Source organism: Piscinibacterium candidicorallinum, assembly GCF_047549485.1.
In the GTDB taxonomy this organism is placed as follows: domain Bacteria; phylum Pseudomonadota; class Gammaproteobacteria; order Burkholderiales; family Burkholderiaceae_C; genus Piscinibacterium; species Piscinibacterium candidicorallinum.
Map to the genome: position 1 here is coordinate 2,362,367 of NZ_CP180191.1, position 18,366 is coordinate 2,380,732.

Below are 18,366 nucleotides of genomic sequence, written 5' to 3' on the forward strand. Positions count from 1 at the left end.
GCGTCCTACTGGCGTCCGTAGGTTTCTTCGCGAATGACGCGAGGTGTGATCTCTCGCGGCTCGATGGTCACAGGCTGGTAGATCACGCGGCGCTGTTCCGGGTCGTAACGCATCTCGACATGACCCGAGAGAGGGAAGTCCTTGCGGAATGGGTGGCCGATGAAGCCGTAGTCCGTCAGGATGCGGCGCAGGTCGGGGTGACCCTCATACACGATGCCGTATAGGTCGAAGGACTCGCGCTCGTACCAACCCACCGCTGGCCAGACCTCAATCAGGCTGGGCATGACCGGAAAGTCATCGTCTGGTGCAAAGCCGCGCAAGCGCAAACGGCAGTTGTGTTCGACTGACAAGAGGTGCACCACTGTGGCAAAGCGCAGGCCTTCGTGCTGCCCTTCCCGGTAGTCGGCGTAGTCCACGCCACACAGATCGACTGCGATTTCGAACTTCAGCTCATCACGCAGCACCGTGCTTGCAGCGATCCAACTACTCGCGTCAACTTCGAGTGTCAGCTCGCCGAGAGCATTGGTCAGCCGCTTAATTCGTTCGCCAAGCGCCGCGCTCAGTTGATTTTCAAGGGACTGCAGACTGCTCATGGACTCAGGCCCGGGCGATAGTGTTGGTTCGACGGATCTTGTTCTGCAGCTGCAGAATGCCGTAGATCAGAGCTTCAGCCGTCGGCGGACAGCCTGGCACGTACACATCCACGGGAACGATGCGGTCACAGCCACGCACAACTGAATAGCTGTAGTGGTAGTAACCGCCGCCGTTGGCGCAGGACCCCATCGAGATCACCCAGCGAGGTTCGGGCATCTGGTCGTAGACCTTGCGAAGCGCGGGCGCCATCTTGTTGCACAGCGTGCCGGCCACGATCATCAGATCCGACTGGCGGGGGCTAGGGCGAAACACGATGCCGAAACGGTCTAGGTCATAGCGGGCAGCGCCCGCGTGCATCATCTCGACCGCACAGCAGGCCAGACCGAAGGTCATGGGCCAGAGCGAGCCCGTGCGAGCCCAATTGACGACTTTGTCCACCTGGGTGGTCACAAAGCCTTCGGAGAGAACACCTTCAAGCGCCATTACTGCACCCTGCTCTTTCGGATCATTCCCAGTCCAGCGCGCCGCGCTTCCACTCGTAGATGAAACCTACGACGAGGATGGCGAGAAACACCATGCCGGCGGTGAAACCGACCATGCCGATGTCACGCAGCGCCATGGCCCACGGGAAGAGGAATGCGATTTCGAGATCGAAGAGGATGAAGATGATGGCTACGAGGTAGTAGCGCACGTCAAACTTCATGCGGGCGTCCTCGAAGGCTTCGAAGCCGCACTCATAGGGGGAGAGCTTTTCAGAGTCGGGAACGCGCTTGCCCAGAACCCAGCCGATTGCCATTGGCCCGAATCCCACCGCAACCCCGATCAGGATGAACAGCAGGACTGGTAGATAGCTCTCCAGACTCATCTCTTGGTCGCCCCTCGACAAGCGAAGGGGCGCTGTGTGCGCCCCCGTTTTTCTGATGTCGGTCCGAAGCGCGAGGCTTCAGCCGCAATTTGGTGCCGTCGGCGAGACTCGAACTCGCACAGCTTTCGCCACTACCCCCTCAAGATAGCGTGTCTACCAATTTCACCACGACGGCGGGAGACCAAAAGTATATCTCAAAGCATCCGGGCTTTCCCTGCGAAACAGCCCAAAATCAGAGTGGAATGACGGGGCATTTCACTCGATGAACTTGCGCCCTACTTGGTCGGTGCGCCGCCGGGCACGGAGGGTGCAGCCGGGGCAGCGGGAGCCGAGGCAGGTGCCGCGGGTTGCGCCGGGGCCGCGCCGCCAGGAACCGCAGGCGCGGATTGAGCGGGCACACCCTGCATCACGCCGCCAGCGTTCGATGCCTTGGGCTTGTGGATCAGGAAGGCGAGCCCCAGCGTGCAGACAAAGAACACTGTCGCCAGCACTGCTGTCGAACGCGAGAGGAAGTTTGCCGAACCGCTTGCGCCAAACACGCTGCCCGATGCGCCGCTGCCAAATGCGGCACCCATGTCAGCGCCTTTGCCGTGCTGCATGAGTACCAAGACGATGATGCCCAGCGCGCTGAGGATCTGGACGATCAGGATAAGGTTGAAGAACACGTTCTGCATGACTGACTCCGAAACAGGTCGATTTGTCTAGGCCACTGCTTTGGCAGAAGCCGCGATTCCAAGAAAATCATCCGCCTTTAGCGACGCACCTCCAATAAGGCCGCCGTCCACGTCCGGCTGATCGAACAGCTCAGCCGCATTGCCCGGCTTGACGCTGCCGCCGTAAAGAATGCGCAGTGCATCTGCGCTGGTTCCGAATGCCGTGCGCCATTGAGCGCGAATGAACGCATGTACCTCCTGAGCTTGCGTAGAAGATGCAGTTCGCCCGGTACCAATTGCCCATACAGGTTCGTAGGCCACAACCACGCGATTGACCCACTGCGACTCGCCTGCCTGCGCAAGCGCGGAGGTGACCGCTCGCAGCTGGGATTCGATGACAGCGAGCGTCTGGCCGGCATCACGCTCTTCGAACGTCTCGCCCACGCACACGATTGGCGTCAGGCCGGCGCGCAAGACCTGCATCGTCTTCGCAGCCACCAGGGCGCTCGATTCCGCGTGGTACTGCCGACGCTCCGAGTGGCCCACGATGACCCAGCGGCAACCGAAGTCGGTCAGCATCGCAGCGCTCACCTCGCCGGTATACGCACCCTGCGCATGGGCTGAGCAGTCCTGTGCTCCCCATGTCACCGGAGAGCCCAGCAATTCAGCCGACGTCTGCGCCAGATAGGGAAACGGCGCACAGACAACCAGGTCACATGCGGTCGCTAGCGCACCCTGCTTGATGCCATGCAGCAGCTCGGCGTTGGCGGCCAGCGTGCCGTTCATCTTCCAGTTGCCTGCGACCAGCTTCTTGCGAGCGCTCATGAATGAAAACAGTTGGGCTCGACAGGCCCGCAGCGCGGTGCGCCACCCGTCGATAAATGCAAAGCCCTCAAGTGTAGCCGGTTCGAATCCGGCCGCATCTGAAGCACTTATTGCACGCGCAGCACCAGCTTGCCGACGTGCGCACTCGACTCCATCAGCCTGTGAGCCTGGGCGGCATCCTCAAGCGCGAACACCTGATGCGTGACCGGCCTGATCCGTCCCCGCTCAAACAGTGGCCAGACATGCTGCGCCAGGGCCTGCGCAATGGCGCCCTTGAACGCAACTGAACGGGGCCTCAGCGTGGACCCTGTAAGCGTCAGGCGGCGGCGAAGCACCTGCCCGAGGTCGATGGATGACGACGCACCCCGCAAAAGCGCAATCTGAGCAATCCGCCCGTCGTCGGCAAGTACCTGGATGTTGCGAGGCAGGTAGTCGCCGCCGACCATGTCCAAGATCACGTCCACGCCCCGGCCTCCCGTCGCCGCCTTGACACCGGTAACCCAGTCTTCGGTCCGATAGTTGAAGCACTGACTGGCACCCAGCGCCTGGACCGCACGGCACTTTGCGTCGGACCCCGCGGTGCCGAGCACGGGATGCCCCAAGGCGACCGCGATCTGGACGGCCGTCACGCCGATGCCACTTGAGGCGCCGTGCACGAGCAAAGTCTCGGCGCTGCCGTCTTCACGTCGTGCAAGCCGAGCGCGCTCGAATACGTTGCTCCACACGGTGAAGAAGGTCTCGGGCAAGCCTGCGGCATCGATGTCGCTCCACCCGGAGGGGATCGGCAGGCATTGAGCCGCGGGCGCTGCGCAGTACTCGGCGTAACCACCACCCTGCACCAGTGCACACACACGTGTGCCGAGCACAAGATGCGTATCGCCAGCATCGACAACCTCACCAGCCACCTCAAGACCTGGAAGGTCGGACGCACCGAGCGGCACGGGGTACTGACCGATGCGCTGCAGCACATCCGGGCGGTTGACTCCCGCAGCTGCCACACGAATCAGCACCTCGCCCGGCTTGAGCTGAGGCAGCGCCCGCGTACAGGGCGTGAGCACCTCTGGCCCCCCGAACTCGCGGATTTCGACTGCGCGCATGCTTGCGGGCAATGATGTCACGTCCGCCTCACTTCAACTGGTTCCAGAGGAAGGTCCATTCCAGCGCGAGCAACTTGGCGGTCTGCACATTGTCGGCGGCACCGGCGTGCCCTCCCTCGGTGTTCTCGTAATAGAGCACGTCGTGGCCCTGCGCCTTCATCTTCGCGTACATCTTGCGCGCATGCCCTGGGTGGACGCGGTCGTCACGGGTGCTGGTCGTGAACAAGACGCGCGGCATCCTCACACCCTTCTTCACGTTCTGGTAAGGCGAGTACTTGGAGATGTAGGCCCACTCCTCGGGCAGATCGGGGTCGCCGTACTCGGCCATCCATGAGGCACCAGCCAGAAGTGTGTGATAACGGCGCATGTCGGTCAGCGGGACCTGGCAGACCACCGCACGGAAGAGTTCCGGACGCTGAACCATCACCGCCGACACAAGCAAACCGCCGTTGCTTCCGCCCATGATGCCCAGGTGTCTGGCACTGGTAATACGTCGCTTGATCGCGTCTTCGGCCACCGCGGCGAAGTCGTCAAACGCCTTCTGACGATTAGCCTTCAGTGCAGCCTGATGCCAGCGCGGGCCGAACTCGCCACCGCCGCGGATGTTCGCCAGCAGATACACGCCGCCGCGAGCAAGCCATGATGTGCCCACCGAGCCGGAATAGAACGGCTCCATGGACACTTCGAAGCCGCCGTACCCGTAGAGCAGCGTCGGCGCCTTGCCATCGAACTTGAGATCCTTGCGCATCACTGCGAAGTACGGAACCTTGGTGCCGTCCTTGCTCATCGCCTCGAACTGCTGCACCTGCAGCTGTGCCGCATCGAAGTAGGTCGGCCGCTGCTTGATGATGTCCTTCGGATCGCCCTGAATGTCGGTCAGATACAGCGCGTCAGGGCTCAGGAAGTCCGTGTAGTTGAGCCACAGCGCGTCCGACTCGTCCGGATCCACGGCATAAGCCGAGGCATTGCCGCGACCCGGCAACTTCATTTCCCGGCGCTGCCAGGTGCCGGCTGCGTCCGGGCGCAGCACTTGCACGCGCGACTGCACGTTGTCATTGATGTTGAGCACGATCGCGCTGCGCGTGGCGGCAGAGCTGGCCAGAGAACTCCGCTCGGTGGGCTCGAACAGCACATCGAAACGGCGCTCGCCCTTCATGAATGCATCGAAGCGCGCGGCCAGCAGAGAGCCCGCCTTGTAGGTGCGTCCGCCCACGGTCCAGTCGCTGCGCAGGCTCACGGTGATCCACTCGCGCCAGGCGCCTGCCTGCGCATCGGCAGGCACGTCGTACTTCACGGGCTTGCCGCCCTGAAGCACGAAGGTCTCATTGGTGTAGAAGTCTGGTGAACGACCGAAGCCTTCGCGGAAGAATCCCTGTGTATGGTCCACCCACGCAAAGGCGGACACATCAGTGCTCTTGCCCTCGAACACGGTCGCGGCCGAGCCCAGCGGCGTGCCTCGCTTCCACAGCTTGATCACGCGCGGATAGCCGCTGGTCGTCAGTGAACCAGCGCCGAAGTCGGTGCCGACATACAGCTCGTCCGGATTGCGCCATGTCACCGAGCTCTTGGCCTCGGGCAGCTCGAAACCGCCCTTGACGAATTCCTTCTTCAAAAAGTCGAACTCACGCACCACCGTCGCGTCACCGCCGCCACGCGACAGGGATACCACGCACTTGTAGGGGTGCTGCGGTGGCGTCAGGCAGCTTGCGCCGGCCCAGACCCAGTTTTCCTTTTCTGCAGCTGCGAGTGCATCGAGGTCTAGGATGGTCTCCCACTTCGGCTCGGGCTTGCGGTATTCCTCCAGCGTGGTGCGGCGCCAGATGCCGCGCACATTCTTGTCGTCGCGCCAGAAATTGACATACCAGTCGCCCATCTTGTCCACGTAGGGGATGCGGCGGCGGTCATTCAGAATGTCCAGCAAGCGCTTGTTGGTGGGTTCGAACTCAGGATGCGCCTTGAGCTCCTTGAACGTGATGGCGTTCTGCTTCTCCACCCAATCGTGCGCCTTTTTGCCCGTGACGTCTTCGAGCCAAAGATAGGGATCGGCCGGCGCCTTGGCCACCTTGGTGGCAGGCGCTTGCGCCGCTGCGGACAGCGCCGTTGCGCTCAGGGTCATGGCAATGAGCGTCCTTCTCAGTAATGCGTGCATGAAATGGATCCCGATTCAGCGAAGCTGGTTGAGCATGAAGGTGAATTCCATGGCGGACATACGGGCGCGCTGCGCGCTGTTGGCTGCGCCTGCGTGTCCGCCTTCGATGTTCTCGTAATAGAGCACATCGTGGCCCTGGGCTTGCATGCGGGCAAACATCTTGCGCGCATGTCCCGGGTGGACGCGGTCATCGCGCGTGCTGGTGGTGAACAGGATGCGTGGGTACTTCACGCCTGGCTTGACGTTCTGGTAGGGCGAGTACGCGGCGAGGAACGCCCGTTCGGCCGGAATGTCCGGATCGCCGTACTCCGCCACCCAGGACGCACCCGCCAGCAGCTTGTCGTAGCGCAGCATGTCCAGCAGGGGCACCTGGCAGACCACAGCATTGAACAGGTCGGGCCGTTGCACCGCAACCGCGCCGACGAGCAGACCGCCGTTGCTGCCCCCCTGGATGCCGAGGTGACGCGGTGCGGTGATCTTGCGCGCAATGGCGTCCTCGGCCACCGCAATCAGGTCATCGAAGGCCTTTTGGCGATTGGCCTTGAGCGCCGCCTGGTGCCAGCGCGGGCCAAACTCACCGCCGCCGCGAATGTTGGCGACGATGAACACGCCACCGCGCTCGATCCAGGCCGTGCCCACGTTGCCGCTGTAGGCGGGCGTGCGCGAGATCTCGAAGCCGCCGTAGGCGCTGATGATGGTGGGATTCTTGCCGTCCAGCTTGGCATCCTTGCTGCGCACCACGAAGTACGGCACCCGCGTGCCATCCTTGCTCGTGGCCTGGAACTGCTCGACCATGGCCTTCGATGCGTCCCAGAACGCCGGATTGGCCTTGATCGGCGTGGTCGGGTTCTGTCCGACGCGGGTCAGGTAAAGCGACTGTGGCGTCAGGAAGTCCGTGTAACTCACCCAGAGTTCGTCACTCCGGTCGGCATCGAGCGGCGCCACCGTGGCCGCACCCAGACCGGGCAGCTTCATCTCTCGGCGCGTCCATTGGTTGCCCTTGCGCTGCAGCTCCACCGCCTTGGTGACCACGTTCTCGTTGTAGGTCAGCACCAGCGCATTGCGGGTACGCGCCACATTCGGCGCCGAGGTCAAAGGCGTCGGCTCGAACAGCACATCGAAGCGCCGCTCGCCGCGCTCGAAGGCCGCCAGGCGGGTGGCAATCAGGCTGCCCTGCGGATAGGTCTTGCCTGCAACAGTCCAGTCACTGCGCAGGCGGAGTGTCAGCCACTCGCGCCAGAGCACAGGAATCGCGTCGATCGGAAAATCGAGCTTGCGGGCCTTGCCGCCGCGCTCGATGAACCACTCCCCGCTGAAGAAGCCAGGCGCGTTGCCGAATAGGGTGCGCTTGAAGCCTTGGGTGTGATCGACCTGAACACGGGTGAACACGTCCGTGGGTTTGCCTTCGAACACCACAGGAGCGGCGCCTAATGCCGTGCCGCGCTTCCAGAGCCGGATCTGGCGCGGATAGCCGCTCTCGTTCATGGAGCCGGCGCCGGTGTCGGTGCCGACGTAGAGCGTGTTTTCGTCGCGCCAGGCGAGCGAGCCGCCGGGGTGCTTGGCCTCCTTCAGCTCAAAGCCGCCCTTCACCCAGGCCTTGCTGACCGTATCGAATTCGCGCACCACCGTGGCATCCGCCCCGCCACGCGAGAGTTGGATCAGGCAGCGGCGATAGACTGGCGGCAGGCAGACCGTGCCGCTCCAGACCCAGTTTTCCTTCTCCTCGCGCGCCACGGCATCGAGGTCGATCACAGTCTCCCAGGCCGGCTGCGGCTTGGCGTACTCCGCCAGCGTCGTGCGGCGCCACAGGCCGCGCGGGTTGGTGGCGTCACGCCAGAAGTTGTAGAGCTTGCCGTTCATCATCACCGCGCCGGGAATGCGCGAGCGGTCATTGAGAATCTCCAGCAGGCGCTTTTCGATCGGCGCAAACTCCGGCCGGGCACCCAACTCCTTGGTACTGATGGCATTGGCCTCACGCACAAAGCTCAGGGCACGCTCGCCCATCACCTCTTCCAGCCAGAGATAGGGGTCGGCCACGTCTGCACCAGCCGGCGGCGGAGGCGGCGGCGTGGCCACAGCGGGGGCGGGGGTCTGCGCCCAGGCGGCCACAGACAAGGCAGTACTGCCTGCAAACACGGCTGCCCGAAGTGCGGCTCGATGAAGCACGCGGCTCAACACGCTTGATGACACATCAGTCTCCTTGTGGGATGACAATTTGCTCGCACTGCGAACAAGGCAAGACCCGGGATCGCCGGGCGGTTCTTGAACAGCAAAACGCTAGGCAGGCCGCAGGGCCCGGATGTAGGCCTTGACCGCCGGCACATAGCCGAGTTCGAGCGCATCGGCTGTGAGTGCATGGCCGATCGAGGCTTCGTCCACGGGCGGCAGGCCCGCGATGAAGGCCGGCAGGTTGTGCAGGTTCAGATCGTGGCCGATGTTCACGCCCAAGCCCAGGCTGCGCGCTGCCTCGACGCTTTCCCGGTACTGCGCCAGCACGGCCGGCTGCTCGGGCGTACCGAAGGCGTCTGCCCAGGGCTTGGTGTACAGCTCCACGCGGTCGGCGCCGAGTTCGCGCACGAGCGCGAACTGCGCCGGGTCTGGGTCCATGAACAGGCTCACGCGGGCGCCCTGCCCCTTGAGCGTGGCGACAATGGGTGCGAGGCGTTCAGCGTCGGCGCGCAGGTTCCAGCCGTGGTCCGAGGTCACCTGGTTGTCGGCATCCGGCACCAGCGTGCACTGGTGGGGCCGGGCACGCGCAACCAGCGGCATGAAGGCCGCCGGGCCACTGGTGAAGGGGTTGCCTTCGATGTTGAACTCGATGCCGGGCTGCTCGGCGATCAGCGCCGTCAGCAGGGTCACGTCATCGACCGTGATGTGCCGCTGATCGGGCCGCGGATGCACTGTGAGCCCGGCGGCGCCGGCGGCCAGCGCCAGACGCGCGAAGTGCGCCAGATCCGGGATGCCGATGCCGCGCGAGTTGCGCAGCAGGGCGATGCGATTGAGGTTGACGGACAGCTTGGCCATGGTTCCCGCAGAGCACGCGGGCCGGATGACCATGCAGAAGGGCTTTCCGCTTGTCTGGTGCGGCTTTTCAGGCACTTTGCCCTCAAGACCCGCATGGATGCTTGATCTACGTTTCTGCAAAAACGCAGACGTCCAGTTCATGCGCCTTTCCAGACCAAACGGCCCGGAGAACCGCATGGGACAAGCGGAAAGCCCTCCTGGCGCCTGATCGTTCGGCCCAAAAAGAAGCGGGGCGAAGCTTAACGCTGCGCCCCGCGGGGATCTTCCAGGATCAGCCGCCTGCGCGGCTGGCCCTGTGAACGCTGCAGCCCGGCGCGGCCGGACTGCAGTGCCCATTTACTGCTGTTGCTGTTGCTGCTGCTGAGCTGCAGCAGCCGGCGCCGGAGCACCCCCTTCAAGCAGCGCCTTCATGGACAGGCGCAGTCGGCCCTTGTCGTCGGCCTCGATGACCTTGACGCGGACCTTGTCGCCTTCCTTGAGCACGTCGGTCACGGCCTTGATGCGCTCGTGGCTGATCTGACTGATGTGCAGCAGACCATCCTTGCCGGGCAGCACCGAGACGATGGCGCCGAAGTCCAGCAGCTTGAGCACCGTGCCTTCGTAGACCGACCCCACCTCGACCTCGGCGGTGATGTCCTCGATGCGGCGCTTGGCTTCCTGGCCCTTGGCGGCGTCCACGCTGGCGATGGTGACGGTGCCGTCGTCCTGGATGTCGATCTGCGTGCCGGTCTCTTCGGTCAGCGCGCGGATCACGGCGCCGCCCTTGCCGATCACGTCACGGATCTTCTCGGGGTTGATCTTCAGGGTGATCAGGCGCGGCGCGAAGTCCGACAGCTCGGTACGGCTGCCGCCCAGGGCCTCGTTCATCTTGCCCAGGATGTGCATGCGGGCTTCCTTGGCCTGCGCCAGCGCAACCTGCATGATTTCCTTGGTGATGCCCTGGATCTTGATATCCATCTGCAGGGCGGTCACGCCGGCGGAGGTGCCGGCCACCTTGAAGTCCATGTCGCCCAGGTGATCTTCGTCACCCAGGATGTCGGTCAGGACGGCGAACTTGCTGCCTTCCTTGATCAGGCCCATGGCGATGCCGGCCACGTGCGCCTTCATCGGCACGCCGGCGTCCATCAGCGCGAGGCAGCCGCCACACACCGAGGCCATCGACGAGGAGCCGTTGGACTCCAGAATCTCCGACACGGCGCGGATCGAATAGCTGAACTCTTCTTCCGAGGGCAGCAGCGGCACCAAGGCGCGCTTGGCCAGGCGGCCGTGACCCACTTCGCGGCGCTTGGGAGCGCCCACGCGGCCCGTTTCGCCGGTGGCGAACGGGGGCATGTTGTAGTGGAACATGAAGCGGTCGCGGTACTCGCCTTGCAGGGCGTCGATGATCTGCTCGTCCTGCTTGGTACCGAGTGTGGCAACCACCAGGGCCTGCGTCTCGCCGCGGGTGAACAGGGCCGAGCCGTGAGCGCGCGGCAGCACGCCGGTGCGGATGCTGATCGGGCGGACGGTGCGGGTGTCGCGGCCGTCTATGCGCGGCTCGCCGTGCAGGATCTGGCTGCGCACGTGCTTGGCTTCGAGCTCGAACACGATGCCCGAGACCACGGAGGCATCGGGCGCCGGCTTGCCTTCAGCGGCGTACTTGGCAGCGACCTGCTCGACCACGGCCTTGTAGGCGGCCTTGATCTTGTTGGTGCGCTCCTGCTTGTCGCGGGTCTGATAGGCGTCGGTGATCAGCGGTGCAGCCGAGGTGGCCACGGCGGCCATCAGATGCAGATCCTTCTCGGGGGCCTTCCAGTCCCAGGCCGGCTTGCCGCCGTCACGCACGAGGTCGTGAATGGCGTTGATGGCAGCCTGCATCTGCTCGTGGCCGTAGACCACGGCGCCGAGCATCACTTCTTCGGAGAGCTGGTGGGCTTCGGACTCCACCATCAGCACGGCCTGTTCGGTGCCGGCCACCACGAGATCCAGCTGGCTGGTCTTGAGCTGGGTGGCGGTCGGGTTCAGGATGTAGGCGCCGTCGGCATAGCCCACGCGGGCGGCACCGATCGGGCCGGCAAAGGGCACGCCGGAGATGGCCAGGGCAGCCGAGGACGCGATCATCGCGGGGATGTCCGGGTCCACCTCGGGGTTGACCGAGACCACATGGATCACGATCTGCACTTCATTCAGGAAGCCGTCCGGGAACAGGGGGCGGATCGGGCGGTCGATCAGGCGGCTGGTCAGCACTTCCTTTTCGCTCGGGCGACCTTCGCGCTTGAAGAAGCCACCAGGAATGCGGCCTGCGGCATACACCTTCTCCACGTAGTCCACGGTCAGGGGGAAGAAGTCCTGGCCGGGCTTGGCGTCCTTGCGGGCCACCACAGTGGCGAGCACCACCGTGTCGTCCATGTTCAGCAGCACGGCGCCGCTGGACTGGCGGGCCATTTCGCCCGTTTCCATGGTGACGGTGTGCTGACCGTACTGGAAGGTCTTGGTGACTTTGTTGAACATCGCTATCTCTCCTTTGGCCGGCGGGTTTCAGGTGCGCCGTTCACCGCAAAACGGACCCACAAATACAAAAAGCCTGCGGCGGGTCAGTCGCAGGCTTTTTTTCGGGTCTCAGACCGCGCTCAATTACTTGCGCAGGCCGAGGGTGTCGATCGTCTTTTTGTACGCGTCCACATCCTTGCGCTTGAGGTAGTCAAGCAGGCGGCGGCGGCGGCTCACCATCTTGAGCAGACCGCGACGGGAGTGGTGGTCCTTCATGTGGGCCTTGAAGTGGCCGGTCAGTTCGTTGATGCGCGTGGTCAGCAGGGCGATCTGGACTTCGGGGCTGCCCGTGTCCTTGGGTGCGCGCTGGAACTTGGCAATGACTTCGGCCTTGTTGATGTCTGCTACAGACATGATCCTCATCCTTTCATACAGGCGGTCGGAAGTGAGGGCTTCCGCCGTGGTGGGCTGGCTTGCCCGAACATTTGTTCAGGCAAGTTTTTGATTATATGGGATTTTCCGAACCGACGCGCTGCGCGATCAGGGCGTCGGCTCTAGGGCCGCACCATCTTGCAGCTGCTGGGCAGGGTCACCGCCCGCGCCTCGATGCGCCGTTCCGTGACGAAGCCATAGCCGGAGCCTTCGACGTCGTACTTGACGGCCCCGCCCTGTTTCGCCATGCGGAACACATACAGCGGGCTCAGCAGCTGATGATCCTCGGCGCGCATCACGACCTCATGCGGCTCGGCGGCAAAGCGCATGCCTTCCAGGGCCCGTGCCACCGCGACTGCGTCCGGGCTGCCGGCACGCTCGATCGCGGCAGCCAACATGTCGATCATGGTGATGAAGCGCGCGTTCAAGTAATCATCTCGCGGCGCCGGGTAGCGGGCGCGAAAGGCGTTGTAGATGGCCTCGGCCCCGGCATCGCCCGCGTTGTAGTGCCACTCGGCCACGGCCAGCACCTTGCCGACGCCGGCGTCGCCAATCGCTGCGGGAGCAGACAGTGCATTGCCATAGAAGGTGTAGAACTTGCCCTTGAAGCCGCCGTCCGCCGCCGCCTTCACGAGCAGGGACAGATCCGTGCCCCAGTTGCCGGTGATCACGGCATCCGCGCCACTGGCCACGATCTTGCCCACATAGGGCGAGAAGTCACGCACGCGTCCCACCGGGTGGAGTTCTTCCCCGACCAATTCAATGTCCGGGCGCTTGGCGGCGACCTGCTCGCGCGCGGCCCTGGCAACCGCCTGGCCGAAGCTGTAGTCCTGATTGAGCAGATAGATCTTCTTGACGGCCTTGTCCTCGCGCAGCGCTTCGGTCAGGGCGTGCATGCGCATGTCTGCATGGGCGTCGAAGCGGAAATGCCAGAAGCTGCAGCGCTCATTGGTCAGCGTAGGGTCTACGGCCGAGTAGTTCAGGAACAGCATGCGCTGCTGCGCGTTGCGCTCGTTCCATTTGTTGGTCGCATCGATCAGCGCGGCAGCCACAGCGCTGCTGTTGCCTTGCAGGATGAAGTGGGCCTTGTCATCCTTGGCAGCACGGAACATGACCAGCGCCTCGTCGGCCTGGCCCTTGCTGTCATAGGCTGTGAGCAGCAGCGGTCGCATGCCCTGCGCCATCTTGACGCCGCCGCGTGCATTGACGCGCTCGACCGCAAAGCGCAAATTGCGCAGCACGGACTCGCCCGCGTTGGCAAAGTTGCCGGAGGTGGCCTCAATCACCGCCAGGCGGATCGGCTCGGGCGCAGTTTGGGCCGCGCCCGCCAGCGAAAAACCTGCGAGGGCAGCCGCAACAACCACACCGCGCATCAGGGAACGGACAAGACTGTTCTTGGAGTGCATGTGCCATGAATCCAGATCTGGAAAAGCCGCGCATGATACGCAAGCGCCTCGCGCCACTTGCGTTGGCGCCGTCGGAGAACGCCATCGCTGTGCGCCTTGTGGCCCGTGCGGGCGCCCTGCTGCTGGCCGCGCTCGCGGGCTGCGCGGCGCCGATCACGCCAGGTGCCGGCTTCAACGAAGCGCTCAGCGCGCGTGGCACGCCCGCGGTGCGCGTCACCCTGCCTGCGGGCGGCGAGCGGGCGATCTACAGCAACACCTTCGGCCAGTTCAATCAGGTGATCGAGAGCGACGGCTCCGGCAAGGTGGTGCGGGTCTACAACTCGCTCACGGATGATGCGTTCGCGCAGATCCGGATTGGCCAATGGCGAGCCGAGGACGTGCGCGCGGTATTCGGCCGGCCGGCGGAAACCACGGTGGTGGGCTTTGCGGAGAAGCGCGCCCGGGTCTGGAGCTACCGCTACCGGCAGGATGGTGTCTGGAACTCGCTCATGCACATCCACTTCGGCGAGGATGGCCGCGTGACCGAGTTCTATCCGGGGCCGGACCAGCTGTTCGAGCCGAAGGAGTCGAACAAGTAGCTTGAATCATCAATCTGGCCGTTTTTAATTGTTTTTGAATGAGAAAAAACCGGCTTTCCGCTTTTCTGATAAGCGCAAAAGCCGGTTTTTTGTTGCTTCTTATTTGTGTCCGAAAATGATATCTATTTCACGGCCATTTCAATCTGCGGATTGAGTTTCTGCTCCCCCGCGTACAGCTTGTTGAGCGCGCTCAGGTAGGCCTTGGCGCTGGCCACGATGATGTCCGGATCGCTGCCTACGCCGTTGACGATGCGCCCGCTTTTGGCGAGGCGCACCGTCACTTCACCCTGCGAATCGGTAGACCCGCTGGTGATGGCGTTCACTGAATACAGCACCATCTCGGCGCCGCTGTTTACCTTGCTTTCGATGGCTTTTAGGGATGCGTCCACCGAGCCATTGCCGGCGGCCTCGCTCGCGACTTCGCTGCCCGCCTGCTTGAAGACGACCTTGGCATGCGCATGGGGCGTTTCGCCGGACGAGGCACGGTGCTCGAGGTGCACGAAACCGAAGGCCTCGGCATGCGCGGCCTCGTCCTGGTCTTCCACAAGCGCGAGGATGTCTTCGTCAAAGATCTCGGCCTTCTGGTCGGCGAGGGCCTTGAAGCGCGCAAAGGCCTCATTCACGGCGGCTTCGGAATCCTGCTCGATGCCCAGTTCGGTCAGGCGCTGCTTGAAGGCGTTGCGGCCCGACAGCTTGCCCAGCACGATCTTGTTGGCCGCCCAGCCCACGTCTTCGGCACGCATGATCTCGTAGGTCTCGCGCGCCTTGAGCACGCCATCCTGGTGAATGCCGCTGGCGTGGGCAAAGGCGTTGGCGCCCACGATCGCCTTGTTGGGCTGCACCGCAAAGCCGGTGATCTGGCTGACCATGCGGCTGGCCGGCATGATCTGGCTGGTGTCGATGCCCACGTCGAGCCCGAAGTAGTCGCGCCGCGTCTTCACGGCCATCACCACTTCTTCCAGCGAGCAGTTGCCGGCGCGCTCACCCAGGCCGTTGATGGTGCACTCCACCTGGCGCGCCCCGCCGATCTTCACCCCGGCCAGCGAGTTGGCCACCGCCATGCCGAGGTCGTTGTGGCAGTGGGTGGACCAGATCGCCTTGTCGCTATTGGGCACGCGGCTGCGCAGGTTGCGGATGAATTCGCCATACAGCTCCGGGATGCCGTAGCCCACGGTGTCCGGGATGTTGATGGTGGTGGCACCCTCGTTGATCACGGCTTCCAGCACGCGGCACAGAAAATCCGGCTCGCTGCGGTAGCCGTCTTCGGGGCTGAACTCCACATCGGCCACCTGGTTGCGGGCAAAGCGCACGGCCACTTTGGCCTGCTCGAACACCTGGTCCGGCGTCATGCGCAGCTTCTTCTCCATGTGCAAGGGGCTGGTGGCAATGAAGGTGTGGATGCGCGCGGACCGGGCAGGCTTCAGCGCCTCGGCCGCGCGGGCGATGTCGCGGTCATTGGCGCGGGAGAGCGAACACACCGTGCTGTCCTTGATGGCGGCGGCGATCGCACGCACGGCCTCGAAGTCCCCATTGCTGGCTGCGGCAAAGCCGGCCTCGATCACATCGACCTTGAGCTTTTCGAGCTGCCGGGCGATGCGCAGCTTTTCCTCCTTGGTCATGGAGGCGCCGGGCGACTGCTCGCCGTCACGCAAGGTGGTGTCGAAAATGATGAGCTTGTCGGCCATGGTGTCTCTCCTGAGGTGTTCGGAACTTCGCGGTTTCGGGACTGTGTTTTCGAGGGGCAAAACAAAACGCGGACCGTGGTTTCCCAGGGTCCGCGTAGTTGATTCCTTGTGTGTGTCTTGGCTGCTAAGGGCGCAAAAGGAGGCGGCTACGCGGACAGGCGTAGCAGAATTAGCAGCGAAATCAGCGCAGCAATCTGCAGGCTGATCAGGCGCACGGCCGCAGCGCGGCGGGCTTCGATCGTCGAAGCCGCTACGGTTTGGGCAGTGTGGGGCCGGAAGTGCATGAATCTGAAACTAGCCGAGCATCAGTTGCTTTTGCAAGAATCCAGCATCCATGCGGCTTTCCAAGGCATATTGGCTGGAAACCCGCATGGATACTGCGGAAAGGCATTTGTGCTGGGTCGCTGAGTGACCCGACCGCACGCCTAGTGGGGCGGCTGCGCACCGTCCGGCGGTGCAGGTTTGGCCACCGGGCTGCCTGGCAGGCCCTTGGCACGACGCCAGATCCACAAGCCGTAGCCAGACAAGCCGTACAGGCAGAACAGACCGAAGAGCGTGATCGGCGGATCGGCCGAGATCACCACGATCACGATCAGCAGCGCCACCATCACCCAGAAGGGCACGCTCTTGAGCGCAAGGTTCTTGCCGCTCCAGAAGGGTGCGCTCGAGACCATGGTCAGGCCCGCGTAGATCGACAACGCGAAGGCGGTCCAGGGCATCCAGGCTTCCTTGATGGGCAGCTTGTTGTCCACCGCGAGCCAGACAAAACCAGCCATGAGTGCGCCGGCCGCCGGGCTGGGCAGGCCCTGGAAGAAGCGCTTGTCCACCACGCCCAGGTTGGTGTTGAAGCGCGCCAGCCTGAAGGCCGCACAGGCGCAGTAGGTAAACGCGGCCAGCCAGCCCCAGCGGCCCAGCCCGTGCAGCACGAACTCATACATCACCAGGGCCGGCGCCACGCCGAAGCTGACCATGTCCGCCAGGCTGTCGAGCTGCTCGCCGAAGGGTGACTGCGTGCCCGTGAGGCGCGCCACGCGGCCATCCATGCCGTCCAGCACCATGGCGGCAAAGATGCCGATAGCGGCCGCCTCGAAGTTGTCACCCATGCCCTGCACGATGGCGTAGAACGCGGCAAACAGGGCCGCCGTGGTGAACGCATTCGGCAGAAGGTAGATGCCACGGCTGCGGCGGGCCTGCGTGGCGGCCAGGGTCTGCGGGTGCACGTCCGGGCCGGTCAGTGCCTTGGCTCGCTTGCCGAAGCGGAACTTGCGGCGCTTTGGATTGGGAAATTGCATCAATAGAGCCGCACATAAGCGGCGCATGGACATCGCGATGCGGGTGATTATTGCAGCGGGTGCGCGTGGGGCAATCGCTTATCTGGGATTGCAATGCAAAGCGGCGCCTTTTGGCGCCGCTTTGGTGTGCCTGACGAGAGTCTGCCCTTGGACTTGTCGACCAGTGTGGTCGCCTTGATCCAGGGCAGGTCGCGCGGCGCGGCGCCTGCGAGCGCGTTCCGCATGATGCCGCCTCCGCCAGCTGACGCTGGCTGCCTCAGTTCTTGGACTTGTCGACCAGCTTGTTGGCCTTGATCCAAGGCATCATCGCGCGCAACTTCTCGCCTACCTGCTCGATCGGATGCTCGGCGGTCAGACGACGGCGCGACAGCAGCGTCGGCGCACCAGCGCGGTTCTCCAGGATGAAGCTCTTGGCGTACTCGCCGGTCTGGATGTCGCGCAGGGCCTGGCGCATGGCCTCCTTCGTGGCCTCGGTGACGACCTTCGGGCCGGTGACGTATTCGCCGTACTCCGCGTTGTTGCTGATGGAGTAGTTCATGTTGGCGATACCGCCTTCGTAGATCAGGTCCACGATGAGCTTGAGCTCGTGCAGGCACTCGAAGTAGGCCATCTCCGGTGCATAGCCGGCTTCCACGAGGGTCTCGAAGCCAGCCTTGATCAGCTCCACGGTGCCGCCACACAGCACGGCCTGCTCGCCGAAGAGATCGGTCTCCGTCTCTTCGCGGAAAGTGGTCTCGATGATGCCGGCCTTGCCGCCGCCGTTGGCCGCCGCATAGGACAGCGCCAGATCCTTGGCCTTGCCGCTCGCGTCGCGCCAGACGGCGATCAAGTGGGGCACACCGCCACCCTGCTTGTAGGTGTTGCGCACGGTATGGCCCGGTGCCTTGGGCGCGACCATCCACACATCCAGATCTTCGCGCGGCTGAACCTGGCCGTAGTGGATGTTGAAGCCGTGGGCAAAGACGAGCGAGGCGCCCTTCTTCATGTTGTCGTGGCAGTGGTCGCGGTAGACCTGGGCGATGTTCTCGTCGGGCAGCAAAATCATGACGATGTCGGCATCCTTCACCGCGGCGTCCACTTCCTTGACTGCGAGACCAGCCTTCTTGGCCTTGTCCCAGCTGGCACCACCCTTTCGCAAGGCGACGGTCACCTTGCAGCCAGACTCGTTCAGGTTCTGCGCATGCGCATGCCCCTGGCTGCCGTAGCCGATGATGGTGATCTTCTTGCCCTTGATGAGCTTGATGTCGGCGTCCTTGTCGTAATAGACCTTCATGATGTTCTTTCCTTGAATTGAGTG

At 63.7% G+C, this 18,366-nt stretch carries 16 protein-coding genes and 1 tRNA gene; 1 reads left to right on the forward strand and 16 read right to left on the reverse strand.

The features are described from left to right. Positions 1–5: 5 nt before the first annotated feature. From ACMDW7_RS10695 to ACMDW7_RS10755, 13 genes are all read right to left on the reverse strand, one after another. Positions 6–593, reverse strand: coding sequence for an NADH-quinone oxidoreductase subunit C (locus ACMDW7_RS10695; protein ID WP_377300755.1), 588 nt, complete (start codon positions 591–593; stop codon positions 6–8). A 4-nt stretch (positions 594–597) separates the two neighbouring features. Continuing rightward, positions 598–1,077 carry a NuoB/complex I 20 kDa subunit family protein gene (locus ACMDW7_RS10700; protein ID WP_054125383.1) on the reverse strand — a complete coding sequence of 160 codons (480 nt, stop codon included), beginning with the start codon at positions 1,075–1,077 and terminating at the stop codon, positions 598–600. Positions 1,078–1,099: 22 nt separating this feature from the next. Continuing rightward, on the reverse strand, positions 1,100–1,459 hold the full coding sequence (locus ACMDW7_RS10705; RefSeq protein WP_377300753.1) for an NADH-quinone oxidoreductase subunit A: 360 nt from the start codon (positions 1,457–1,459) through the stop codon (positions 1,100–1,102). A gap of 90 nt (positions 1,460–1,549) precedes the next feature. Further along, positions 1,550–1,634 (reverse strand) — tRNA-Leu (locus ACMDW7_RS10710). Positions 1,635–1,734: 100 nt separating this feature from the next. Then, positions 1,735–2,133, reverse strand: coding sequence for a preprotein translocase subunit SecG (gene secG, locus ACMDW7_RS10715; protein WP_377300752.1), 399 nt, complete (start codon positions 2,131–2,133; stop codon positions 1,735–1,737). A gap of 27 nt (positions 2,134–2,160) precedes the next feature. Then, positions 2,161–2,937 (reverse strand): triose-phosphate isomerase, encoded by a 777-nt coding sequence (gene tpiA / locus ACMDW7_RS10720; RefSeq protein WP_377300751.1) that lies wholly within the window; start codon positions 2,935–2,937, stop codon positions 2,161–2,163. A gap of 107 nt (positions 2,938–3,044) precedes the next feature. Continuing rightward, complete coding sequence (locus tag ACMDW7_RS10725; RefSeq protein ID WP_377300750.1) at positions 3,045–4,034, reverse strand: NAD(P)H-quinone oxidoreductase; 990 nt, start codon at positions 4,032–4,034, stop codon at positions 3,045–3,047. Between the two features lie 28 nt (positions 4,035–4,062). After that, positions 4,063–6,150: a prolyl oligopeptidase family serine peptidase gene (locus ACMDW7_RS10730; RefSeq protein WP_377300749.1), complete on the reverse strand. Its 2,088-nt coding sequence runs from the start codon at positions 6,148–6,150 to the stop codon at positions 4,063–4,065. Positions 6,151–6,198: 48 nt separating this feature from the next. Continuing rightward, complete coding sequence (locus tag ACMDW7_RS10735; protein ID WP_377300748.1) at positions 6,199–8,373, reverse strand: prolyl oligopeptidase family serine peptidase; 2,175 nt, start codon at positions 8,371–8,373, stop codon at positions 6,199–6,201. An 87-nt stretch (positions 8,374–8,460) separates the two neighbouring features. Beyond that, a complete protein-coding gene (locus ACMDW7_RS10740; RefSeq protein WP_377300747.1) occupies positions 8,461–9,207 on the reverse strand; it encodes a pyridoxine 5'-phosphate synthase in 747 nt (248 codons plus the stop codon). A gap of 336 nt (positions 9,208–9,543) precedes the next feature. Beyond that, positions 9,544–11,697 carry a polyribonucleotide nucleotidyltransferase gene (gene pnp, locus ACMDW7_RS10745; protein ID WP_377300746.1) on the reverse strand — a complete coding sequence of 718 codons (2,154 nt, stop codon included), beginning with the start codon at positions 11,695–11,697 and terminating at the stop codon, positions 9,544–9,546. Positions 11,698–11,820: 123 nt separating this feature from the next. Next, entirely contained in the window at positions 11,821–12,090 is a 270-nt protein-coding gene (gene rpsO / locus ACMDW7_RS10750; protein ID WP_054125390.1) for a 30S ribosomal protein S15, read from the reverse strand. A 140-nt stretch (positions 12,091–12,230) separates the two neighbouring features. Beyond that, positions 12,231–13,514: a branched-chain amino acid ABC transporter substrate-binding protein gene (locus tag ACMDW7_RS10755; RefSeq protein WP_377300745.1), complete on the reverse strand. Its 1,284-nt coding sequence runs from the start codon at positions 13,512–13,514 to the stop codon at positions 12,231–12,233. A 5-nt stretch (positions 13,515–13,519) separates the two neighbouring features. Between ACMDW7_RS10755 and ACMDW7_RS10760 the strand changes: the two genes are divergently transcribed. Further along, positions 13,520–14,092, forward strand: coding sequence for a hypothetical protein (locus ACMDW7_RS10760; protein WP_377300744.1), 573 nt, complete (start codon positions 13,520–13,522; stop codon positions 14,090–14,092). A gap of 122 nt (positions 14,093–14,214) precedes the next feature. On the opposite strand, the gene ACMDW7_RS10765 is transcribed toward ACMDW7_RS10760, so the two are convergent. The 3 genes from ACMDW7_RS10765 to ilvC all read right to left on the reverse strand — a co-directional run bounded on the left by ACMDW7_RS10765 (position 14,215) and on the right by ilvC (position 18,342). Next, on the reverse strand, positions 14,215–15,777 hold the full coding sequence (locus tag ACMDW7_RS10765) for a 2-isopropylmalate synthase (RefSeq protein ID WP_377300743.1): 1,563 nt from the start codon (positions 15,775–15,777) through the stop codon (positions 14,215–14,217). A gap of 425 nt (positions 15,778–16,202) precedes the next feature. After that, on the reverse strand, positions 16,203–17,069 hold the full coding sequence (gene pssA / locus ACMDW7_RS10770; RefSeq protein WP_377300742.1) for a CDP-diacylglycerol--serine O-phosphatidyltransferase: 867 nt from the start codon (positions 17,067–17,069) through the stop codon (positions 16,203–16,205). Between the two features lie 256 nt (positions 17,070–17,325). Continuing rightward, positions 17,326–18,342 (reverse strand): ketol-acid reductoisomerase, encoded by a 1,017-nt coding sequence (ilvC, locus tag ACMDW7_RS10775; RefSeq protein ID WP_377300741.1) that lies wholly within the window; start codon positions 18,340–18,342, stop codon positions 17,326–17,328. Positions 18,343–18,366 lie beyond the last annotated feature (24 nt).

Excerpts from the sequence above, each read along its gene's own strand:
- ACMDW7_RS10740 (WP_377300747.1), bottom strand. The coding sequence starts at position 9,207 with ATGGCCAAGCTGTCCGTCAACCTCAATCGCATCGCCCTGCTGCGCAAC.
- ACMDW7_RS10755 (WP_377300745.1), bottom strand. The coding sequence starts at position 13,514 with ATGCACTCCAAGAACAGTCTTGTCCGTTCCCTGATGCGCGGTGTGGTT.
- pssA (WP_377300742.1), bottom strand. The coding sequence starts at position 17,069 with ATGCAATTTCCCAATCCAAAGCGCCGCAAGTTCCGCTTCGGCAAGCGA.
- ACMDW7_RS10760 (WP_377300744.1), top strand. The coding sequence starts at position 13,520 with ATGAATCCAGATCTGGAAAAGCCGCGCATGATACGCAAGCGCCTCGCG.
- ACMDW7_RS10705 (WP_377300753.1), bottom strand. The coding sequence starts at position 1,459 with ATGAGTCTGGAGAGCTATCTACCAGTCCTGCTGTTCATCCTGATCGGG.
- ACMDW7_RS10725 (WP_377300750.1), bottom strand. The coding sequence starts at position 4,034 with ATGCGCGCAGTCGAAATCCGCGAGTTCGGGGGGCCAGAGGTGCTCACG.
- ACMDW7_RS10695 (WP_377300755.1), bottom strand. The coding sequence starts at position 593 with ATGAGCAGTCTGCAGTCCCTTGAAAATCAACTGAGCGCGGCGCTTGGC.
- ACMDW7_RS10730 (WP_377300749.1), bottom strand. The coding sequence starts at position 6,150 with ATGACCCTGAGCGCAACGGCGCTGTCCGCAGCGGCGCAAGCGCCTGCC.
- secG (WP_377300752.1), bottom strand. The coding sequence starts at position 2,133 with ATGCAGAACGTGTTCTTCAACCTTATCCTGATCGTCCAGATCCTCAGC.
- ACMDW7_RS10765 (WP_377300743.1), bottom strand. The coding sequence starts at position 15,777 with ATGGCCGACAAGCTCATCATTTTCGACACCACCTTGCGTGACGGCGAG.
- rpsO (WP_054125390.1), bottom strand. The coding sequence starts at position 12,090 with ATGTCTGTAGCAGACATCAACAAGGCCGAAGTCATTGCCAAGTTCCAG.
- ilvC (WP_377300741.1), bottom strand. The coding sequence starts at position 18,342 with ATGAAGGTCTATTACGACAAGGACGCCGACATCAAGCTCATCAAGGGC.
- tpiA (WP_377300751.1), bottom strand. The coding sequence starts at position 2,937 with ATGAGCGCTCGCAAGAAGCTGGTCGCAGGCAACTGGAAGATGAACGGC.
- pnp (WP_377300746.1), bottom strand. The coding sequence starts at position 11,697 with ATGTTCAACAAAGTCACCAAGACCTTCCAGTACGGTCAGCACACCGTC.
- ACMDW7_RS10700 (WP_054125383.1), bottom strand. The coding sequence starts at position 1,077 with ATGGCGCTTGAAGGTGTTCTCTCCGAAGGCTTTGTGACCACCCAGGTG.